At 44.6% G+C, this 19,889-nt stretch carries 17 protein-coding genes; all 17 read right to left on the bottom strand.

The annotated features are described in order from the left end of the window. Positions 1–244 precede the first annotated feature (244 nt). Positions 245–514 (bottom strand): 30S ribosomal protein S15, encoded by a 270-nt coding sequence (rpsO, locus tag LRL21_RS20190; protein WP_240417587.1) that lies wholly within the window; start codon positions 512–514, stop codon positions 245–247. A 150-nt stretch (positions 515–664) separates the two neighbouring features. Beyond that, complete coding sequence (locus LRL21_RS20185; protein ID WP_240417586.1) at positions 665–1,615, bottom strand: bifunctional riboflavin kinase/FAD synthetase; 951 nt, start codon at positions 1,613–1,615, stop codon at positions 665–667. 41 nt (positions 1,616–1,656) lie between these two features. Further along, the gene (truB, locus tag LRL21_RS20180; RefSeq protein ID WP_240417585.1) at positions 1,657–2,583 is read right to left on the bottom strand and encodes a tRNA pseudouridine(55) synthase TruB; all 927 of its coding nucleotides are present in this window, start codon (positions 2,581–2,583) and stop codon (positions 1,657–1,659) included. Next, positions 2,580–3,581, bottom strand: coding sequence for a DHH family phosphoesterase (locus LRL21_RS20175; RefSeq protein WP_240417584.1), 1,002 nt, complete (start codon positions 3,579–3,581; stop codon positions 2,580–2,582). The genes truB and LRL21_RS20175 overlap by 4 nt, the downstream gene beginning before the upstream one ends. Beyond that, positions 3,578–3,934: a 30S ribosome-binding factor RbfA gene (gene rbfA, locus LRL21_RS20170; RefSeq protein ID WP_076232862.1), complete on the bottom strand. Its 357-nt coding sequence runs from the start codon at positions 3,932–3,934 to the stop codon at positions 3,578–3,580. The genes LRL21_RS20175 and rbfA overlap by 4 nt, the downstream gene beginning before the upstream one ends. A gap of 5 nt (positions 3,935–3,939) precedes the next feature. Further along, positions 3,940–6,762: a translation initiation factor IF-2 gene (gene infB / locus LRL21_RS20165; protein ID WP_240417583.1), complete on the bottom strand. Its 2,823-nt coding sequence runs from the start codon at positions 6,760–6,762 to the stop codon at positions 3,940–3,942. Next, positions 6,755–7,084, bottom strand: a complete 330-nt coding sequence (locus LRL21_RS20160) for a YlxQ family RNA-binding protein (RefSeq protein ID WP_240417582.1) — start codon at positions 7,082–7,084, stop codon at positions 6,755–6,757. Before LRL21_RS20160 ends, infB begins: the two co-directional genes overlap by 8 nt. Then, complete coding sequence (gene rnpM / locus LRL21_RS20155) at positions 7,074–7,385, bottom strand: RNase P modulator RnpM (protein WP_240417581.1); 312 nt, start codon at positions 7,383–7,385, stop codon at positions 7,074–7,076. Before rnpM ends, LRL21_RS20160 begins: the two co-directional genes overlap by 11 nt. A gap of 35 nt (positions 7,386–7,420) precedes the next feature. Beyond that, the gene (gene nusA / locus LRL21_RS20150; RefSeq protein WP_240417580.1) at positions 7,421–8,518 is read right to left on the bottom strand and encodes a transcription termination factor NusA; all 1,098 of its coding nucleotides are present in this window, start codon (positions 8,516–8,518) and stop codon (positions 7,421–7,423) included. 46 nt (positions 8,519–8,564) lie between these two features. Next, positions 8,565–9,023 (bottom strand): ribosome maturation factor RimP, encoded by a 459-nt coding sequence (gene rimP, locus LRL21_RS20145; protein WP_275900817.1) that lies wholly within the window; start codon positions 9,021–9,023, stop codon positions 8,565–8,567. A gap of 177 nt (positions 9,024–9,200) precedes the next feature. Next, on the bottom strand, positions 9,201–13,508 hold the full coding sequence (locus LRL21_RS20140) for a PolC-type DNA polymerase III (protein ID WP_240417579.1): 4,308 nt from the start codon (positions 13,506–13,508) through the stop codon (positions 9,201–9,203). 75 nt (positions 13,509–13,583) lie between these two features. Then, a complete protein-coding gene (proS, locus tag LRL21_RS20135; RefSeq protein ID WP_240417578.1) occupies positions 13,584–15,032 on the bottom strand; it encodes a proline--tRNA ligase in 1,449 nt (482 codons plus the stop codon). Positions 15,033–15,096: 64 nt separating this feature from the next. Beyond that, entirely contained in the window at positions 15,097–16,350 is a 1,254-nt protein-coding gene (gene rseP, locus LRL21_RS20130; protein ID WP_240417577.1) for an RIP metalloprotease RseP, read from the bottom strand. 167 nt (positions 16,351–16,517) lie between these two features. After that, on the bottom strand, positions 16,518–17,663 hold the full coding sequence (locus LRL21_RS20125; RefSeq protein ID WP_240417576.1) for a 1-deoxy-D-xylulose-5-phosphate reductoisomerase: 1,146 nt from the start codon (positions 17,661–17,663) through the stop codon (positions 16,518–16,520). Between the two features lie 20 nt (positions 17,664–17,683). Next, entirely contained in the window at positions 17,684–18,484 is an 801-nt protein-coding gene (locus LRL21_RS20120) for a phosphatidate cytidylyltransferase (protein ID WP_240417575.1), read from the bottom strand. Between the two features lie 20 nt (positions 18,485–18,504). Beyond that, a complete protein-coding gene (locus LRL21_RS20115) occupies positions 18,505–19,272 on the bottom strand; it encodes an isoprenyl transferase (protein WP_240417574.1) in 768 nt (255 codons plus the stop codon). Between the two features lie 58 nt (positions 19,273–19,330). Continuing rightward, a complete protein-coding gene (gene frr / locus LRL21_RS20110) occupies positions 19,331–19,885 on the bottom strand; it encodes a ribosome recycling factor (RefSeq protein WP_240417573.1) in 555 nt (184 codons plus the stop codon). Positions 19,886–19,889: the final 4 nt, after the last annotated feature.

Below are 19,889 nucleotides of genomic sequence, written 5' to 3'. Positions count from 1 at the left end.
TCATTTCTGCATACTGCTTAGTATTTCCTTCTTTTATGAAATAAATCTGTCGACATATCATGATTACCAGTTCTTCCATGCTGGTCCCACCCACATACCTGCATCCTAAACGACCTTTTGCTAGTAATATCATGATGTTCAAGCATAAAAGCCGACATTATGAAAAAACAACCTTGCTGTCTCTGCCCAAGTCCAATCCGGACCCGAACAGCAGACAACCATGGTTGCTTTGTAATCAATCCTATTAGCGACGAAGACCAAGCTTTTCGATCAGTGCGCTGTAACGTTGAACTTCTTTACCCTTCAAATAAGCTAACAGCTTACGGCGTTGGCCTACCATCTTCAAAAGACCGCGACGAGAATGGTGATCCTTCTTGTGAGTCTTTAAATGATTTGTCAAATTTACGATGTTTTCTGTAAGAATCGCAATTTGTACCTCAGGAGAACCGGTATCGGATTCGTGAGTCTTGTGCGTTTGAATCAATTCCTGTTTACGTTCTTGTGTCAATGCCATTGTTCATCCACCTCCATAGTTTGTATATCCCCATTGGCCCAGAGAAAAGTCGGAGTTCTCAATTATCCATGCCAAGGTTCTAAAATGTTTGTCTAATAGACAACTTCGTTATTATAGCACAAAGATTGATACAATGTAAAGGCGATACCTTTATTGAAAAATAGAAACCAACTGCTGCTTCGCTGTATCAGCATCTCTATGAATCTGCTCTATCAGTTCACCGACAGAAGCAAATTTGCGTTCAGGACGAATATACGAAATCAAATCCACCGAAACCTCTCGCCCATATATCGATCCGGAAAAATCAAACACATGTGCTTCGAACGTAGGTTTAAGCAGATCCTCAACAAAAGTTGGCTTCTTGCCAACGTTCATCACACCATTATAGCTGCGGCCATCAACATGAAAACGAATGGCATACACACCAAGCGCAGGCGTAACAAACGCTTCCGACAACTCGATATTGGCAGTTGGAAATCCGATCGTTCTTCCTCTGCCGTCACCCGTTACAACCGTGCCCGTAATTGAATAAGGCCGTCCCAGCAGTGCATTGGCCTTATCGATTTCTCCTGCATGCAAATGCTGACGGACCATCGTACTGCTGACTTTGTATCCATTTTGATGAAAGGGGCGAATAATCTCCACGGCAAAACGGCCTTGTGCCAGCTCGCACAAATCGTCAGGTGTTCCCGCTCCACGATGACCAAAAGTAAAATCAAAACCAACGATGACGGTTTCCACCTGCATAGGAATAAGCATATTTTCTACAAACTGCTCAGGTGTCACTTTCATAAATTCAGGGTTAAAGGAGACCAAATATGTATCATCCACGCCCAATTGCTCTAAAATTTGCAATTTGGAACTGACGGGTGTTAGCAGGTTCGTGTATTTACACTGTCCAAGCACTTCCCTGGGATGCGGATGAAAGGTCATAATAGAAGCTGAAATATGCAAGCTGTCTGCTCTTTCCCTGGCCCGCTTGATCACTTCCTGATGACCTAAATGAACACCGTCAAACTCCCCGATAGCCAGTACCTGAGGTTTTATCGCTAACGCATGATTCGACTTGGTTATAGGGTAGTTCAATTCTGTGGACAACATAAATACAACGTTCACCTACATTCTATCATTACGACAACACACTATGAGAATACTTTTACTGGCTGCAGCTGCAATGTATCCGGATCCCACTCAAAAATGCCCAGAAATCGGGAGTCAGCCGAATAAGCTGTAACCAATTGTTGTGCATGTGCCGCGTACAATGAATTATTTTCTGAAGTAAGAATAAATTTTTGACCCAGAAGCGCTTTACGGGTTTGCGTTTCATTCAAGTGCACAGCTGGAATATGCGCAAGAGCCTTTTCGACGGGAACAAGCTTATCGACAAGCTTTCCCTCGCTGTGAAGCTGTTCAATCTGTTCAAAGGTTAAACACTGCTCCTGCTCGATGCTTCCTGTAGAAGTTCTGACAAGATGTGACATTACCGCAGGGTAGCCCAAGGACTTTCCAATATCTACACACAAGGTGCGAATATACGTTCCTTTGGAGCATCGCACACGAAAACGAATTTCTGGATGATCCAGCTCAAGATTCATATGTAAAATCCGGATGTCGTGAATCGTAACTACACGTGATTTACGCTCAATTTCCAAACCTTGACGGGCCAGCTCATAGAGACGTTTACCGTCTACCTTGACAGCTGAATACATAGGCGGCACTTGATTGATATCACCTATAAACGACATCATCGCTGCGGCCACTTGTTCTTCATTCAATTGGACATTGTCCACCTGATCGATCACTTGACCCCCAGCATCTTCTGTATCCGTAGCAAGTCCTATCTTAATCGTCGCTTCATATTCCTTAGGAAGCTCCTGAATATATTCCACAAGACGTGTAGCCCGTCCGATACAAAGCGGCAGTACACCTGTGACTTGTGGATCCAAGGTTCCAGTGTGGCCAATCCGTTTGATCTTTAAGATCCCGCGTAATTTAGCAACTACATCATGAGAGGTAAAGCCTTGTGGTTTCCAGACAGGCAATATGCCTTCAAACAATTTCTCTGTCATTCCAGTGCCAAACCTACTTCCTTAACTACACTTTCGATTGCCTCATGAAGAGATCCCTTGACCGTACAACCTGCAGCACGTATATGACCTCCACCACCAAAGGATTTGGCAATATGCGCAACGTCAACCGTACCACCTGAACGTAAACTGACTTTGACATAGCCTCCGGCCCGTTCCTTGAACAATAACCCAACTTCAACGCCTTCCACATTTCTCGGATAATTGACGAGTCCATCCAGATCGTCATTGGAAGCCCCGCTGTCCTGAAGATCCTCCAGTGAAACTGCGAGCCAGCCAATTCTCTTGCTGGAATCAAATGTGAGCGTGTTCAAGCTGCGCTTGATTAAGGATATCTGGGGGTAGGATAGCTTTTCCAATAAATGCTCTGCAAGTTCATGACCTTTCACACCGCGCTGCAGCATATCCGCAGCAATTTGCATCACCTTGGGTGATGTATTGGCATAACGAAACCCTCCGGTATCCGTTAAAAGGCCTGAATAAATGCAAATATTCAACTCATTGGAAAAAGAAATACCCAACACCTTGCCAAGATCATAAAGCACCTCAACGGTAGCTGCGGCTTCCGCCAATACCAGATTCACACTGCCAAAAAGATCGTTTGTAGCATGATGATCTATATTGAGGATTACTGCATCCTCGGCAAACAATTGGTTTACACGGCCTATTCTTGAAAAATCAGCACAATCCACACTTATCACATACTTATATGTTAACGGCATCGCGTCGGCATCATAATTAAGAATCGTCTGTTGGGAGCCTGCCATGTACATATATTTCTTAGGCATTTCCCCTTCATTAACCAGTGTAAACCGTTTGCCAAGTGATGACAGCATCCAGGCTACTGCAAAGGTGGAACCAGCGGCATCCCCATCCGGTTGGATATGGGATACCACCAGGAAATCATCCTTTGTTTGAATAAATTGTGCCGCTTCATTCAATTGGACGGAATAAGAATCCGAATGAGTGAACACGGTCATGGCTGGGAATTCTCCAAATTGAGCTGACCAAGCAGCTTTTCAATATGACTGCCATAATCGATCGAAGAATCCAACCCAAAAATCAGATCAGGTATTTTGCGAAGACGAATTCGTTTGCCAAGCTCAGAGCGAATAAATCCACTGCCGCGGCTCAGCGCCTTAAGAGTTTCCACCTTCTGCTCGTCGGTACCGAGAACACTTAAAAATATTTTGGCCTGAGACAAATCATTCGTTACCTCCACACCGGTTACGGTGATGAAACCGATTCGCGGATCTTTAAGCTCGGATTGGATGATTTGACTCAATTCCTTCTTAATTTGCTCACCGACTCTTCCTACTCTAACTCGCGCCATTCAGATCACCTCTCGACTGATTCCAGGATGAAAGCTTCAATAATATCGAGTTCCTTAATATCATTGAATTTTTCAAGGGATATACCACACTCGTAGCCTTGCGCAACTTCCTTGACATCATCCTTAAAGCGTTTCAACGAATCGATGTTGCCTTCAAACACAACGATACCACCACGGATCAAACGCATTTTTGCATTACGAGTAATTTTCCCGGATGTGATCATGCAGCCTGCAATAACACCGACTTTGGTAACTTTAATAACTTGACGTACTTCCGCTTGGCCAAGCACAACTTCTTTGAAGATGGGATCAAGCTTGCCTTTCATAGCATGCTCAATTTCCTCAATTATTTTGTATATAATGCTGTGCAGGCGGATGTCAACCTTTTCCGATTCTGCTGTATTTTTAGCTTGCGGCTCAGGACGAACGTTAAAACCAATCACGATGGCATTGGAAGCAGAGGCCAAAATAACATCAGACTCCGTAATAGCACCTACGCCATGATGAAGAATCTTGACGCGAACTCCCTCGATTTCAATTTTGGCAAGTGAACCTCGTAGAGCTTCAACCGATCCTTGAACGTCACCTTTTATGATTACGTTAAGATCTTTAATCTCACCATCTTTAATATGCTTATACAGATCATCCAAGGTTACGCGGACATTGGCGCCCATTTCGGCTTGTCTTAACGTAACTGAGCGTTTCTCTGCAATAATTCTCGCTTTACGCTCATCCTCGAAGCAGATAAACGGATCGCCCGCTTGCGGAACCTCTGTCAACCCTGTAATTTCTACCGGTGTGGAAGGACCTGCTTCCTTGAGTCTCTTGCCTTTATCGTTAACCATTGCCCGTACACGGCCAAAGTTAACACCGGCTACGAAGCTATCACCAACACTCAATGTACCGTGCTGAATCAATACACGAACTACTGGACCCTTACCTTTATCCAGCTCAGCTTCGATAACCGTTCCTCTGGCACGCTTGTTCGGGTTAGCTTTGAGCTCTTGAACTTCAGCTACAAGCAGAATAGTATCAAGCAAATTGTCAAGACCAATACGCTGCTTAGCCGAAATGTTGCAGAAAATGGTATCTCCGCCCCATTCTTCCGGTACAAGCTCATATTCGGTCAACGCCTGTTTGATTTTTTCAGGATCCGCATCCGGCTTATCAATCTTATTGACTGCTACGATGATCGGAACCTTCGCTGCTTTTGCGTGTGCTATAGCCTCAACGGTTTGCGGCATAACACCATCGTCTGCGGCAACAACAATAATTGTAATATCTGTTACCTGTGCACCACGTGAACGCATGGAAGTAAACGCTTCGTGACCTGGTGTATCCAGGAACGTAATTTTCTTATTATGAGTTTCAACCTGGTAAGCTCCGATATGCTGGGTAATACCGCCGGCTTCACCTTCAGTGACACTTGTTTTTCTAATAGCATCCAACAATGTCGTTTTACCGTGGTCAACGTGCCCCATAATCGTAACTACAGGAGGACGTTCGATCAGATCAGCCTCATCGTCGATTTCTTCAAAGGTTTCAAAGCGATCTTCCGCAACAGGAATCTTCAGCTCGACTTCAACGTTGTAGTCACTTGCAAGCAATTGAATCGCATCCAGATCCAGCTCTTGGTTGATTGTTGCCATAACTCCAAGGAATAACAGCTTTTTGATAACTTCAGATGCATCCTTATGCAACGATTTCGCCATCTCACCAACCGTCATCGTTCCTCGAACGATAATCTTTTTCGGTGTATTGTCGATTTTTTCTTTTTTCACTTCCTGGAACTTGCCGCGTTGTTGATTTCTGTTGCTGCCGCGGCTATTTTGTGGACCTCTGGATGATCCGCCGGATCTGCCATCATCAAAACGTTTATTAGGACCAGCGTTATTTTTTTTCACTGGCTTGTTTCTGTTATCCTCATTGTCTAATGACGTTCTTTGAGGTCCAGCACCTGCTGATTTATTAAAGGAACTCGGGGCGCTAGAGCTGAACGGTTTTCTATCAGCTGATGAAGTAGCCGGACGCTGTGTGCGCTGCTCTGCCGGTCGGCTGCTTGCACTGCTGGTGCCTGTAGCGGGACGGCTGCTGCCACCTGTGCTGCCTGTAGAACCATTACGATTGCCTTGGTATCCGCTACCTGCTGGACGGCTTTGTCCACCGGATTGGCTGCTGCCGCCTTGAGAGCTGCGGTTCTGATATCCTCCGCCTTGTGAGCTTCCACCAGCTTGAGAGCTGCGGTTTTGGTATCCGCCTTGCGAGCTTCCGCCAGATTGTGAACTGCGGTTCTGATACCCTCCGCCTTGACTGCTTCCGCTGCTTGGACGCTGATTGTAGCTGCTGCTTCCACCCTGCGACCCTTGACCCTGTAGGCGACGATTCTGATCTTGTGACGGGCGATTAGAACCAGCCTGATCCGATCTGCGTGGTGCACTGCTTCCTGTTGTTGAAGTCGTTGCTGCTGACGTTGATGACTGTCCTTGTGGAGTACTGCTGCTTGAGGTACTGACAGATGCAGCCTGATCTTGCGTGGTTGGGGCTGGCTTAGACTCCATCTTGATGGAAGCTGCCTCCTTGGGAGCCGAATTCGTATTGCTTGAACTGCTGCCTGTATCGCTTGTACGCTTAGCTGCCGCGTTCGCCTTTACATCCTTGAAAAACTTCTCTACACTGCTCACTGTATCATTCTCCATTACGCTCATATGGTTGTTAACGGGTATATCCAGTCTTTTTAAAATGGTAATAATTTCTTTACTGCTCATGTTTAAAGACTTGGCATATTCGTAAACCCGAAGCTTATCTTTATTATTGTCTTGTTTATTCAATACCGTCCACCTCCGTACGATTTTCCAGACTTTTCTTTAGCATTCTTGCAAAACCCGCATCGGCAACAGCAATAGTGACTCTTGATTCTTTCCCAATACTCGCCCCCAAACGTTCCCGACTTCCAAACTGGATGACCGGAACTCCAAAGGTCGTACATTTATCACTTACTTTTTTACAGGTATTAACCGCGGCGTCTTCCGCAACTATGACAAGCTTGGCTTCACCCTTGCGTACAGAATCAATGACGGATTCCTCACCAGTAACAATTTTGCCTGCTCGCATGGCCATACCCAGATTGTTATAAAATTTGTTATTCATCATCCACCATCGTTTCCTTGCCGGCAATAAACTCATCTTCGACTTTGATGAAATCCTGCTCCAACGCATCGTAGATATCCGGACTTACCGGAGACTTGAGCGCACGGTCTAGTGCGCGGCTTTTTTTGGCGAGCTTAAAGCACGACTGCTTGCCACACAGGTAAGCTCCGCGTCCTGCCTTTTTACCGCTCAGATCGATCAACAGCTCATCATTCGGCGTTTTTACAACGCGGATCAGTTCTTTCTTCGCTTTCATTTCCTGGCAAGCCACACATTTGCGAAGAGGAATTTTTCTTGGCTTCATCCGGTATCACCCTCTATATATGCCAATTGCACTTATTAATCAATACTGATAGAATCCTGATGCATTTCTTCGCTGTAGGTTTTCTGACGACCATATTCCTGCTCAGCCTGAGTCTCACTCTTGATATCAATTTTCCAGCCTGTCAATTTGGCCGCCAAGCGGGCATTTTGACCTTTGATTCCAATAGCCAGGGAAAGCTGATAATCGGGTACGATCACTCGAGCCATTTTTTCATTTTCAAATACATTGACTTCTATTACTTTCGAAGGACTAAGTGCATTTGCGACGTATTCGTCTACCGTCTCCATCCAACGAACGATGTCTATTTTTTCACCTTTAAGCTCATTTACAATCGTCTGTACGCGAATTCCCTTGGGTCCTACACATGAACCCACCGGATCCACTTCCGTATTACGGGAATGAACCGCAATTTTGGAACGAAAGCCGGCTTCGCGAGCGACAGAACGAATTTCAACAACACCATCAAAAATTTCAGGAACTTCCAGCTCGAATAATCTTTTTAGAAGTCCAGGGTGCGTACGGGATAAAATAATTTGCGGGCCCTTGGTCGTATTCTCTACCTTGGTAATATAAGCTTTAACCCGGTCACCCTGCTTGAATTTATCCGTCGGCATCAATTCAGTCAAGGGCAGAGCGGCTTCGATCTTGCCTAAATCGATATACACGTTGCGTAAATCCTGACGCTGAACAATTCCTGTTACAATGTCTTCTTCTTTATCGACAAAGGCATTATAGATGAGTCCACGCTCTGCTTCGCGTATCCGCTGTGTAACAACCTGCTTGGCGGTTTGTGCAGCAATACGCCCGAAATCACGAGGTGTGACTTCGATTTCCACAATATCCGTCAGCTGATAGTTTGGGCTGATTTCCCTGGCTGCTTCCAGCGAAATTTCCATTCTCACATCGAGCACATCATCCACAACGGTTTTGCGTGCATATACTTTGATCAATCCGGTATGACGATTAATGTCAACACGGACATTTTGTGCGGTATTAAAATTGCGTTTATAGCTGGAAATCAGAGCCGCTTCGATTGCATCGATCAACACTTCCTTGGCGATTCCCTTCTCCCTTTCGATTTCCGATAGTGCGTCAATAAAATCCATATTCATCGGATGGAGTTCCCCCTCTCAAATAATCCCAATAATTGTACAGCTTTTAAAAAATGATAGCCAAACGGGCGCTGGCTACTTTGTTAAAGGGAATCGCATGCTTTTTTTTACCCGATTCAATTTCAATCGTTTGCTCGTCAAATGAAAGCAGCTTTCCCTCGAATTCCTTCAAACCATCAAAAGTTTCGTAGGTCGTTACAAATACGTTGTCTCCAACAGCTTTGTAATAGTCCTGTACCTTTTTCAGAGGACGTTCAGCACCGGGTGAAGAAACTTCCAAAAAGTAGGCTGTTGGAATCGGATCATTTTCATCTAATTTTTCACTTAAGAATTCACTAATCCGGCCGCAATCGTCAATGTCGATGCCGCCTTCTTTGTCAGCATACAACCGCAGAAACCAGTTGCTGCCTTCCTTGACGTATTCTACATCTACCAGTTCGAATCCATTTTCATCCATGAAAGCCTGCATAAGTGATTCTACTACGGATTTTATTTGTGCGCTCAATCCGTTTCCTCCTATCGTAAACGAGAGTCAGAATGCTCTCAGGTCTATAACAAAATGTAAAGAGTGGGTTTCCCCACTCTCTAAGATCGAAATCTATAACATTGTTGCCAAAGAAGATTATACCATAAGGCTCATATCTATGCAATGAGGTCTGCGTTCGGCAGCCATCCACTTTGTTTAGAAAAGCGACAATTGGTTCGTTTCCGGCAGTCCACGGAAGCAGCCCATGGAGTTCAGCAGCTCAATAATTGTTTTGGACGCTTTACTGCGGGTTTGAAAATCCTCTATCGACAGAAAAGGCCCATCATTCTTGGAAGCCGCAATGTTTTTGGCCGCATTTTCCCCGATTCCTCCAAGTGCAGAGAAGGGTACGATTAGTGAGTCGCCATCGACCAGAAATTTAGTGGCATCTGACTTGAACAAATCGATGCCTTTAAAGGAAAAGCCTCGTGCCGTCATTTCCAGAGCCATTTCCAGGATGGAAATCATGGCCTTCTCCTTAGGCAAAGCCTGAAAGCCCTTGTCCTCGATCTCGATCAATCTACGTAATATAGCATCATAGCCCTGACACAGCAGTTCAACTTCAAAATCCTCTGCACGAACCGTAAAATAAGTTGCATAATAAGCTATCGGGTAATACAGCTTAAAGAAGGCAGTACGTACAGCAGAAATAACATAGGCAGCCGCATGGGCTTTTGGGAACATGTACTCAATACGCTCACACGATTCGATATACCAGCCCGGTACCTTATGTTTCTTCATATCCTCCTTCCACTCCGCAGTTAATCCCTTTCCTTTACGTACGCTTTCGGTTATTTTGAACGCCAATCCGGCATCCATTCCCGCCTTATAAATTAAATAAAGCATGATGTCATCCCGGCAGCCAATAACGGTTTTAATCGTGCATGTTTCTTTGCGGATCAGCTCCTGCGCATTTCCAAGCCATACCCCTGTTCCGTGGGATAGCCCTGAGATTTGCAGTAAATCGGCAAACGTGGACGGTTGTGTTTCCTGAAGCATTTGGCGTACGAACTTGGTACCCATTTCCGGCACACCATAAGTGGCAACAGGAGTACGTATTTGCTCTGGTGTGACTTCGAGTGATTTGGTTGAATTAAAAATACTCATAACCTTCGGATCATTCATTGGAATGGTCGTCGGGTCCACCCCTGTCAAGTCCTGAAGCATACGCATCATGGTCGGATCATCATGACCTAATATATCGAGCTTCAGTAAATTGCTTTCAAATGCATGGTAGTCAAAATGGGTCGTTTTCCATTCGGCATTCGTGTCATCAGCTGGAAACTGGACAGGTGTCACATCATTCACATCCATATAATCAGGAACGACGACGATACCGCCTGGATGCTGGCCCGTGCTGCGCTTTACGCCTGTGAAGCCTGAGGCAAGACGGCTGATCTCAGCGCCACGCCATTTTTTGCCCTGCTCCTCTTCAAACTTCTTCACGTAACCAAAAGCCGTTTTTTCAGCAATCGTACCGATCGTACCTGCACGAAACACGCATTTTTCACCAAATAGCTCCTTGGTATAATTATGGGCTACAGCCTGGTATTCACCTGAGAAGTTCAAATCGATATCGGGAACCTTATCCCCCTTAAAGCCAAGAAACGTTTCAAAAGGAATATCCTGACCTTCGCCCCTCAATTTCTCACCGCAGGTTGGGCAGCTTTTGTCCGGTAAATCAAATCCACTCATCAAGCTCCCATCCAGAATCCACTCACTATACTTGCAGGAGCTGCATATATAATGGGGTGGTAACGGATTAACCTCGGATATTCCCAAAAAGGTTGCCACAACTGAGGAACCTACTGATCCCCGTGATCCTACCAGATATCCATCTTCATTAGATTTTTTAACGAGACGCTCCGAAATAAGATAGTTGGCAGAAAAACCATATTTAATAATTGGAATGAGTTCTTTTTCAAGCCTTGCCGTAATGACCTCGTGGAGTTCGTCCCCGTAAATACGTTTGGCTGTATCATAGCATTTTTGACGAATCTCTTCATCGGCGCCTTCGATAATCGGTGTAAACAGTTTACTTGGGAACAGCTCTATTTCCTCAAAGCGATCAGCAAGCTCCACTGTATTTTTGACTACAACCTCATGTGCGGTCTCTGCCCCTAAATATTGAAATTCAGCAAGCATTTCCTTGGTCGTCCGAAAGTGGACTTCCGGCTTCTTCATATCCTTCAAAGGACTGAATCCGGTTATGCCATTGATTGCAATATCACGGCAAATTTTTAGTCTAGGGTGTAAATAATGAACATTACCGGTTGCGATCACAAGCTTGTCCAGCTTACGCCCGATTTGTAACACCCGCTGATTCGCATCCTCCAGCTGTTCCTTGCTGCCCACCAAGCCTTTATCCACCAAATGCAAATTGACGCCGATCGGTTGAATTTCTAGGACATCATAAAACTCGGCTACCTGCTCAGCTTCTTCCATGGACTTATTCAGCACTGCTTCGAAAAACTCGCCTTTTTCGCAGCCAGAAGAAATAATTAACCCATCACGCAGTTCGACAAGCTTGCTTCGCGGAATGCAGGCCACTCTCTGAAAATACTCCGTATGGGAGAGTGAAACCAAAGTAAACAGATTTTTCTTGCCTATCGCGTTTTGCGCATAGATGCAGCAATGAAACGGTCTCTGGTTTTTTAAGCTCTTACCGACATTATCATTAAGCTGCGGCATATGAATTAACCCGCGTTCAACTGCTTCTTTGATCAAATGGAATAAAATATAACCCAGTGCTATCGAGTCATCAATCGCTCGGTGATGGTTGTCCAAACCAACCTTGAACTTATCGGCTAATGTGTTCAAGCGATGGTTTTTCATCGTTGGAAATAACAGTCTTGCCAGCTCCAACGTATCCAACGAAGGATTTGGTACCGGCGCCAAGCCAAGCCTTTTACAATTCGCATGAATAAAGCCCATATCAAACCGCGCATTATGAGCAACCAGCACGCAATCCCCAATAAAATCGATAAATTTAGGCAATACCTCTTCCAGCTCTGGTGCATCGACAACCATATCATCTGTAATATTCGTTAATTGTTGAATGTTATAAGGAATTTTTTCATGTGGATTAACGAAGCTGGCAAATCGGTCAACTTCCTTGCCGTCCTTCATTTTAACGCCGGCTAATTCGATAATTTTGTTGTTAATAATGGATAAACCGGTTGTTTCTATGTCAAAAATAACATATTCAATTTCGCGTAAGTCCTCGTTGCGTGGATTCACTACAACGGGTACAGCATCATCCACCACATTGGCTTCCAGCCCATAAATAAGTTTGATTCCATTTTTCTTGGCAGCTTTGTCAGCTTCGGGAAAGCATTGAATACCGGCATGGTCTGTGATGGCAATTGCTTTATGTCCCCATTTGGCGGCAGTTTTTATGTACTGATCGACGGAAGTAATGCCGTCCATTGTACTCATTGTTGTATGAAGATGAAACTCGACCCGCTTCTCTTCAGCATCATCCTTACGGTCCGGCGGCGCCATAACCTCGTTGATATCATTAGGCATCAAAACCAGCTCTGGGGTTTGCATAAACCGGTCATATTCCACCTTCCCCCGCAGTTTAAGCCAAGTGCCATTTTGAATCAGACTATAAATTTTAACATCCTCTTTATTTTTGGCGAATGCTTTAACCATCATGGAATCAGTAAAATCTGTTATATTAAACGTGAACAAGGTCATGCCGTTTTTAAGCTCTTTGGAATCCAGCCCAAAAACTGCGCCCTGCAGTGTTACTTTCTTTTCCTCATCCTGCACCATTTGAATAGGAACCGGAGCGTCCTTAATATCATAACCAACCATCAGCTTGATTTCAGCCGCATTCAGTGAATCAGCTTCCTGCTCAGCTTCGATGGATGTCATCATTTCTTCCGTAACCATTTTATTTTCTTCTTTAATCTGCTGCTCAAACTTTTTGATTTCTTCTTCAGGCTTCTCATTTTTGCTATAGCGAACCTGGAAATCAGCGCCAAAATACGTATGGTAATAGGTTTGAACCCACTGCCCGATATTTTTTTTCTTGGCCATCTCCAGACCCATTGAATCGAGCATCACTAGCGTTAACACATTGCCCTGTACTTCAATATGCGCCTTATTCATCCAGCCGTTAACCGACGTTTCCTCTCGCTGAACCCATTCAACAAACATCGACCAGTACTCATGGGCAATCGATTCGGCTGTTACTTGATCTGTATATCTTAGAATAAAACGAATAGCCGCAATATGTGCAAATTTATCACGTATTAATTTACAAAAGGAAACGTAAACTTCCCTGGGAACGATGCTGCTTTTCCCGATATAAAGTGTCCACTCCTTGTTTTTGTGGCTGGTTTCTACTTTATCAATGTAGCCATCCACAAAAAAAGAACTGACTACATCCTGAGGTACACGCGCTTGCTCCATCAGCATCTCAAAACGCTGTCTTTTTTCTGCCGTTTCGCTCATGAACATCCTCCTAAAAACATACAAAGGGCAAAAGGAAGTTGGTAGCTCTCCGCTTTGCCCTATTGTCACTTTACATTAATAAGCTTTACCAAAAACGACGGTATGCTGTGCTTTATCTCCACAAACAAAGCAAGTTTCCTTATGCTCTGCAGGTTCGAATGGAATATTACGGCTCGTTGCTCCCGTCTCTTCCTTGACTTGTGCTTCACATGCTGCTGAACCGCACCAGCCTGCTAATGCAAAGCCGCGCTTTTCTTCCAGAAATGCCTTAAACTCATCCAAGGTGTCGACCGAACTGAAATTATCATCGCGGAACTGCTTCGCTTTATCATACATCTGCTGATGAATTTCTGCCAGCATGTTTTGCACTTCTTCCACCAAATGCTCCTGCGCAACCATTTTCTTTTCACCAGTTACTCTGGATACTAGAACAACTTGTCCATTTTCCATATCACGAGGTCCGAGCTCAAGGCGAATCGGCACGCCGCGCATTTCGTATTCATTAAATTTCCAGCCAGGGCTTTGGTCAGCACGATCATCCACTTTAACGCGGACTCCGGCTTTCTTCAGCTGCTGGAACAGCTCATTTACACGGGCTACGACGGGTTCTCTTGTTTTCGGTGGTCCAATAGGAATCATAATCAGTTGCGTTGGTGCAACCTTTGGAGGCATAACCAATCCTCTGTCATCTCCATGGACCATGATCAAGGCTCCAATCAGACGTGTACTTACACCCCAGGAGGTTGTATGGCAAAATTGATGCTGATTCTCGCGGTCCAAATATTTGATGTCAAAAGCAACAGCGAATTTAGTACCCAAATAGTGAGAGGTTCCTGCCTGAACCGCTTTGCCATCCTTCATCATCGCTTCTATCGAGAAGGTGTCTACAGCACCGGCAAACCGCTCCGAAGGTGTCTTTGCACCGAGAATAACCGGAATCGCCAGGAAATTTTCGGCAAAATCCTTATAAATATCTAGCATCTGCATCGTTTCACGACGTGCATCGGCTTCGTCCTCATGAGCCGTGTGGCCTTCCTGCCACAAAAACTCACTCGTCCGCAAAAACGGCTGCGTTCTCTTCTCCCAACGAACTACGTTAGCCCACTGATTGATCAAGAGCGGCAGGTCGCGGTACGAATTAATCCATTCGGCATACATGTGCCCAACCATCGTTTCAGAAGTTGGTCGTATAGCCAGCCGTTCCTCCAGCTTCTCGCCGCCTGCCTCAGTTACCCAAGGGAGCTCAGGGTTGAAGCCTTCAATATGATCCTTTTCCTTCTGAAAAAAGCTTTCAGGGATGAATAGTGGAAAATAGGCATTTCTATGACCTGTTTCCTTGAATTTGCTATCCAATTCTTTTTGAATATTTTCCCAGATTTCATAGCTGTCCGGTTTAAATACGATACAACCCCGAACCGGCGAATAGCTCATCAAGTCTGCTTTTTTGATAACATCCAAATACCATCTGGAGAAATCCTCACTTTGTGGAGTAATCTCTTTTACGAATTGCTTTTCTTTTGACATGAGTGATCCTCCTACAAGCTTTGCTTCAGCAAAGCTACTTCGTAAGCATTAACTTAAACTTTGCTTATCCCTTAACCAAGCGCAGTATATCATTATAAGTAACAGCGATCATTAACAGCATCAGCATCGCAAATCCGACGAAATGGACGATGCTTTCGCGGCTTGGATCCACGGGTTTGCCTCGTACCGCCTCAAAGGCAAGGAATACCAAACGACTGCCGTCCAAAGCAGGAAATGGAAGCAAATTAAACAATCCGAGATACAAACTCATTAAAGCTGTCCAGAAAATATATTGTGCCCAGCCTGCACTAGCCTGCTCACTTGTAAATTCCACGATACGAACGGGTCCCCCCAGGTCATCCATCTTGAACTGCAGTGTTGCCAGTTTGCCAAAGCTGTCCAGTATCGAGACAGTAGCCATGGAGAAGCTGCTCCAGCCGCTTTTAACGCCATCCAAAACGGTAGCTTTACGATTTTCAGGCATCAGGGTCACTCCGACGATACCGCCGTCTTTATCTTGCGGAGTAACCTCCTTGCGTATCTGTTCACCATTGCGCTCAATGATCCAAAGCATCGGTTTATTGGCTGATTGTTTAATTAAATTTTTCAGCTTGTTGGCATCTGCTCCGATAACCTCATCATTGATTTGAAGAACAATGTCATTAGCAATCAGCCCACTTTTATCTGCGGGAGTACCCGGCTCTGTACTGCGTATTTTGATTTTGTCAGGTACACCTGCCATCAAAACTACAGTCACAAACAAAATAAATGCAAGAATAAAGTTCATCATGGGACCAGCAAAAATCGAAAGTGCGCGCTGTGTCACTGTTTTACTAGCAAATTGTCTGTCGAGTGGAGCAATCTGCGTTTCCTTACCCTTTACGATGAGTAAAGCTTGGGGATGAATGGCAAATTGACGCTGCTCCCCATCCAAATCGAGTCTGACAAAAAGCTTACGCTCCAAATCAATCTCTTCCACAACCCCAATCAAGCTGTCCATTCTCTTGTCAAAATCACCCGTGTAAATGTGGCTGACCTGATCATCTTGTAAAGCCACCGAAATACGCTGACCTGGATTGATTTGAACCATCTCCGGGTCTTCACCTGCCATACGCACAAAGCCGCCAATCGGCAGTAAGCGAAGCGTAAATCTGGTTTCATCCTTTTTGAAAGAGAGGATTTTGGGTCCGAAGCCTATAGCAAATTCTCTTACCAGAATGCCTGCTCTTTTGGCAAAATAAAAATGTCCCCATTCATGAATCGTAACCAGGACAAAAAATAAAAGCACAATTTGAAACGCATTTTGCAACGTAGCCAATTCGCAACGTCCTCCCTTAAGCATCGGTTAGTCAAGTTTATGTTCCATGGCTATGCTTATCTTTTGATTAAGATTAACATTTTTTGCGACACAAATACAAGCCGCTCCATGTAATGAACATATTATCCTGCTGGTGGAATGATGCTTACAGAATTGGACAGACATCATTAATCATTTATTTTTTCTGCTGCAGCTCTTGCCCAGGTGTCGGCTGCCATAATTTCTTCCAGATTGGGATTCGCCACAACCTCATGCTGATTCAGCACACTGTCAATAGTCCGCTCAATTTGCAGAAAATCAATAGTGCCCTTCAAAAACCTGGCTACTGCAACTTCGTTAGCTGCATTGTACACCGTGGTAGCAGTGCCTCCGGCTTTTCCACTATCAAAAGCCATTTTTAAACATGGAAATCTCACATAATCCATTTCACGGAAGTTCAGCTTTCCAATTTGGGCTAAATTCAAAGGCTTTGATGGAGTTGCTAGTCGCTGGGGATACGTAAGCGCATACTGAATAGGAACACGCATGTCAGGGTTCCCGAGCTGGGCGATAATACTATTATCAACAAACTCAACACAGGAATGAATAATGCTTTCCGGATGGATCAGCACTTCAATTTGCGAGTAAGGCAACCCAAACAACCAATGTGCCTCAATGACCTCCAGCCCTTTGTTAACCATAGTAGCTGAATCAATAGTAATTTTGGCCCCCATCGACCAATTCGGATGCTGAAGAGCTTGTTCGACTGTAACGCCTTGCAGCTGTTCGCGAGTGCGGTCTCTGAATGAACCGCCTGATGCTGTTAAAATAATTTTGTTAATATTCTGTACTGATTCTCCGTTCAAGCACTGAAAGATCGCAGAATGCTCACTGTCTATAGGAAGCAGCTTGACCCCACGTTTTTTCACGAGTTCTGTCACCAAGTGGCCTGCGCTGACTAACGTTTCCTTATTAGCGAGTCCGATGTCCTTGCCTGCCTCAATCGCTGCAAGTGTTGGACGCAATCCTTGGCTGCCTACCAATGCAGTAACTACATAATCCGCATCCGTTCCAGCCGCGATCTCCATTAAACCTTCATCCCCGTAGAAAACAGAGGTTTGTGCTGAAACATGGAGCCTTAGCTCATCCGCCAAGCTTTTGGTGGCTACTGATACTTTATTGGGTTTGAACTGCTTGATTTGCTCAAGCAATAAAGGCAAATTGTACCCACCTGCAAGTCCCTCCACTTTGTACTGCTCGGGAGAATGTGCCAGTACATCCAGGGTTTGCGTCCCTATGGACCCTGTAGAACCGAGTATGGCGATATGCTTCATGATTCACCTCAATTAACTATTTATGCGTGCGGCAGCAGAGCTAGGATCTGGACCATCGGAAACACAATCAACCAGCTGTCTACACGATCCAGCACCCCACCGTGGCCTGGTAAGATCGTTCCTGTATCCTTGATACCTTTAATACGTTTGTATGCAGATTGGATCAGATCTCCCATCTGACCGACAACAGCAATGATCACTCCAATGACAATTGCCTGCTTCCACGATAGCAATTCAGAATGCAATAGCGAGAAGCAAATAGCGACCACTACCGAGATGATAATGCCGCCAACTGAGCCTTCTATCGATTTTTTCGGACTGATCGTGGGCCATAACGGAGTTTTACCAAATTGTGATCCGGTAAAATACGCGCCAGAATCCGTAGCCCAAATACAGAAAAAAATCAGCAGGGTCCAAAATAGCCCATTCTGCTCCATCATTCTTGTTTCTATCATATAGTGAAAGCCAATACCAATATAAACGACACCTAAAAACAAGGTAGATATATGATCAATGGTTACTTTATTCTTGGAAAGTACTGTAATGCATAATAAAACAAATAGTAACAGCCATATCAAATTTGTTGAAGAGCTTATAACTGAAATCGCAGTTAAGGTCCAAGGCAAGCATAATAAACCAACCCCCAAATAACCAACAAATGAAGTTAAAGAAAAGGGGTTGAGTTTGTTCATTTTCACATATTCATAAAAACCGACTAATGAGGTAATGACAATCAGGCCGGTAAACCAATAACTGCCCAAATATAAAAGGGTCAAGAAAACAATCGCTGCTATGATTCCTGTTACTATTCGCTGCTTCAAGTCTATACCTCCGTCGCCTGCTACAGGCCGCCATATCTGCGGGCCCGCCGCTGATATTCTTGAACAGCATCAAAAAAATCCTGCTCGGTAAATTCCGGCCAGCACAACTCAGTAAACCACAGCTCAGAGTAAGCCAATTGCCATAACATAAAATTGCTAATGCGCAGCTCACCACTCGTGCGAATTAATAAGTCAGGATCCGGAAGTGGATGGGTTAACATATACCTCGAAAACATAGTTTCATCGATCTCATCCGCATCGAGCTTACCGGATTGCACATCCTGGGCAATTTGCTTCACACCGGATAACATCTCTTTACGACTACCGTAATTTAAAGCAAAATTCAAAATGAGACCGTCGTTGTTCTTGGTTTGTTCGATTGCGTCTTGAATCGCCTTTAACGTATAATCCGGCAAGCCTTCATGCCAGCCCGTCATGCGAATCTGAACATTATTTGCAATTAATTCCTCGATCTCTTTTGGAAAAAATTCAATTGGAAGCTTCATCAAATAATCCACTTCTTCTTTTGGTCTTTTCCAATTTTCCGTAGAAAATGCATATAACGTTAATACACTGACGCCAATGGAGTTCGCAGCCATTGTAATCTTTTTTACATTTTTCATACCTGAGTGATGCCCTGCAACACGCGGTAATCCGCGCTTCTGAGCCCATCGGCCATTGCCGTCCATGATAACTGCTACATGGTTTGGTACATTATCGGCATCTAACCGTTCCATTTGCTCGGCGCTCAGTGGCTTGCTTCCAAACCATTTTTTGAAAGGTATCATCTATTGCTTCCTCCAATAAGGAAAGACTAAAAGCCCCCTTACAAGGGGGTCTCTATGATTATACTTCCATAATCTCTTTTTCTTTAGCCACAAGAACCTTATCGACTTCCGAAATGTACTTATCGGTAAATTTTTGGATATCCTCTTGATATTTACGTGATTCATCCTCAGATATACCATTTTTCTCGAGCTTTTTGATATCATCATTCGCATCGCGGCGAACATTTCTAATCGCAACCTTGGCTTCTTCACCAAATTTGCGAGTCATTTTCACCAATTCTGATCTGCGTTCTGAAGTCAACGCCGGAATCATAATGCGAATCATCGATCCATCATTAGATGGAGTCAATCCCAAATCTGATTTCATGATGGCTTTTTCGATGGCCGACATCGAGCTCTTATCCCAAGGCTGGATCATCAGGGTACGAGAATCAGGTGTACTGATATTAGCCAATTGGTTGACAGGTGTCATAGCCCCGTAATATTCCACTTGAACGCGATCCAGCAGGGCCGGTACAGCTCTTCCAGCACGTAAACTGGAAAGCTCTTTCTTTAAAGAACCAATGGCTTTCTCCATACGGTCCTCTGCATTTTTCTTTATCGATTGAGGCATATCG

Source organism: Paenibacillus periandrae, from assembly GCF_022458865.1.
Lineage (GTDB): Bacteria > Bacillota > Bacilli > Paenibacillales > NBRC-103111 > Paenibacillus_S > Paenibacillus_S periandrae.
This window is presented reverse-complemented; position numbering and strand designations above follow the sequence as displayed.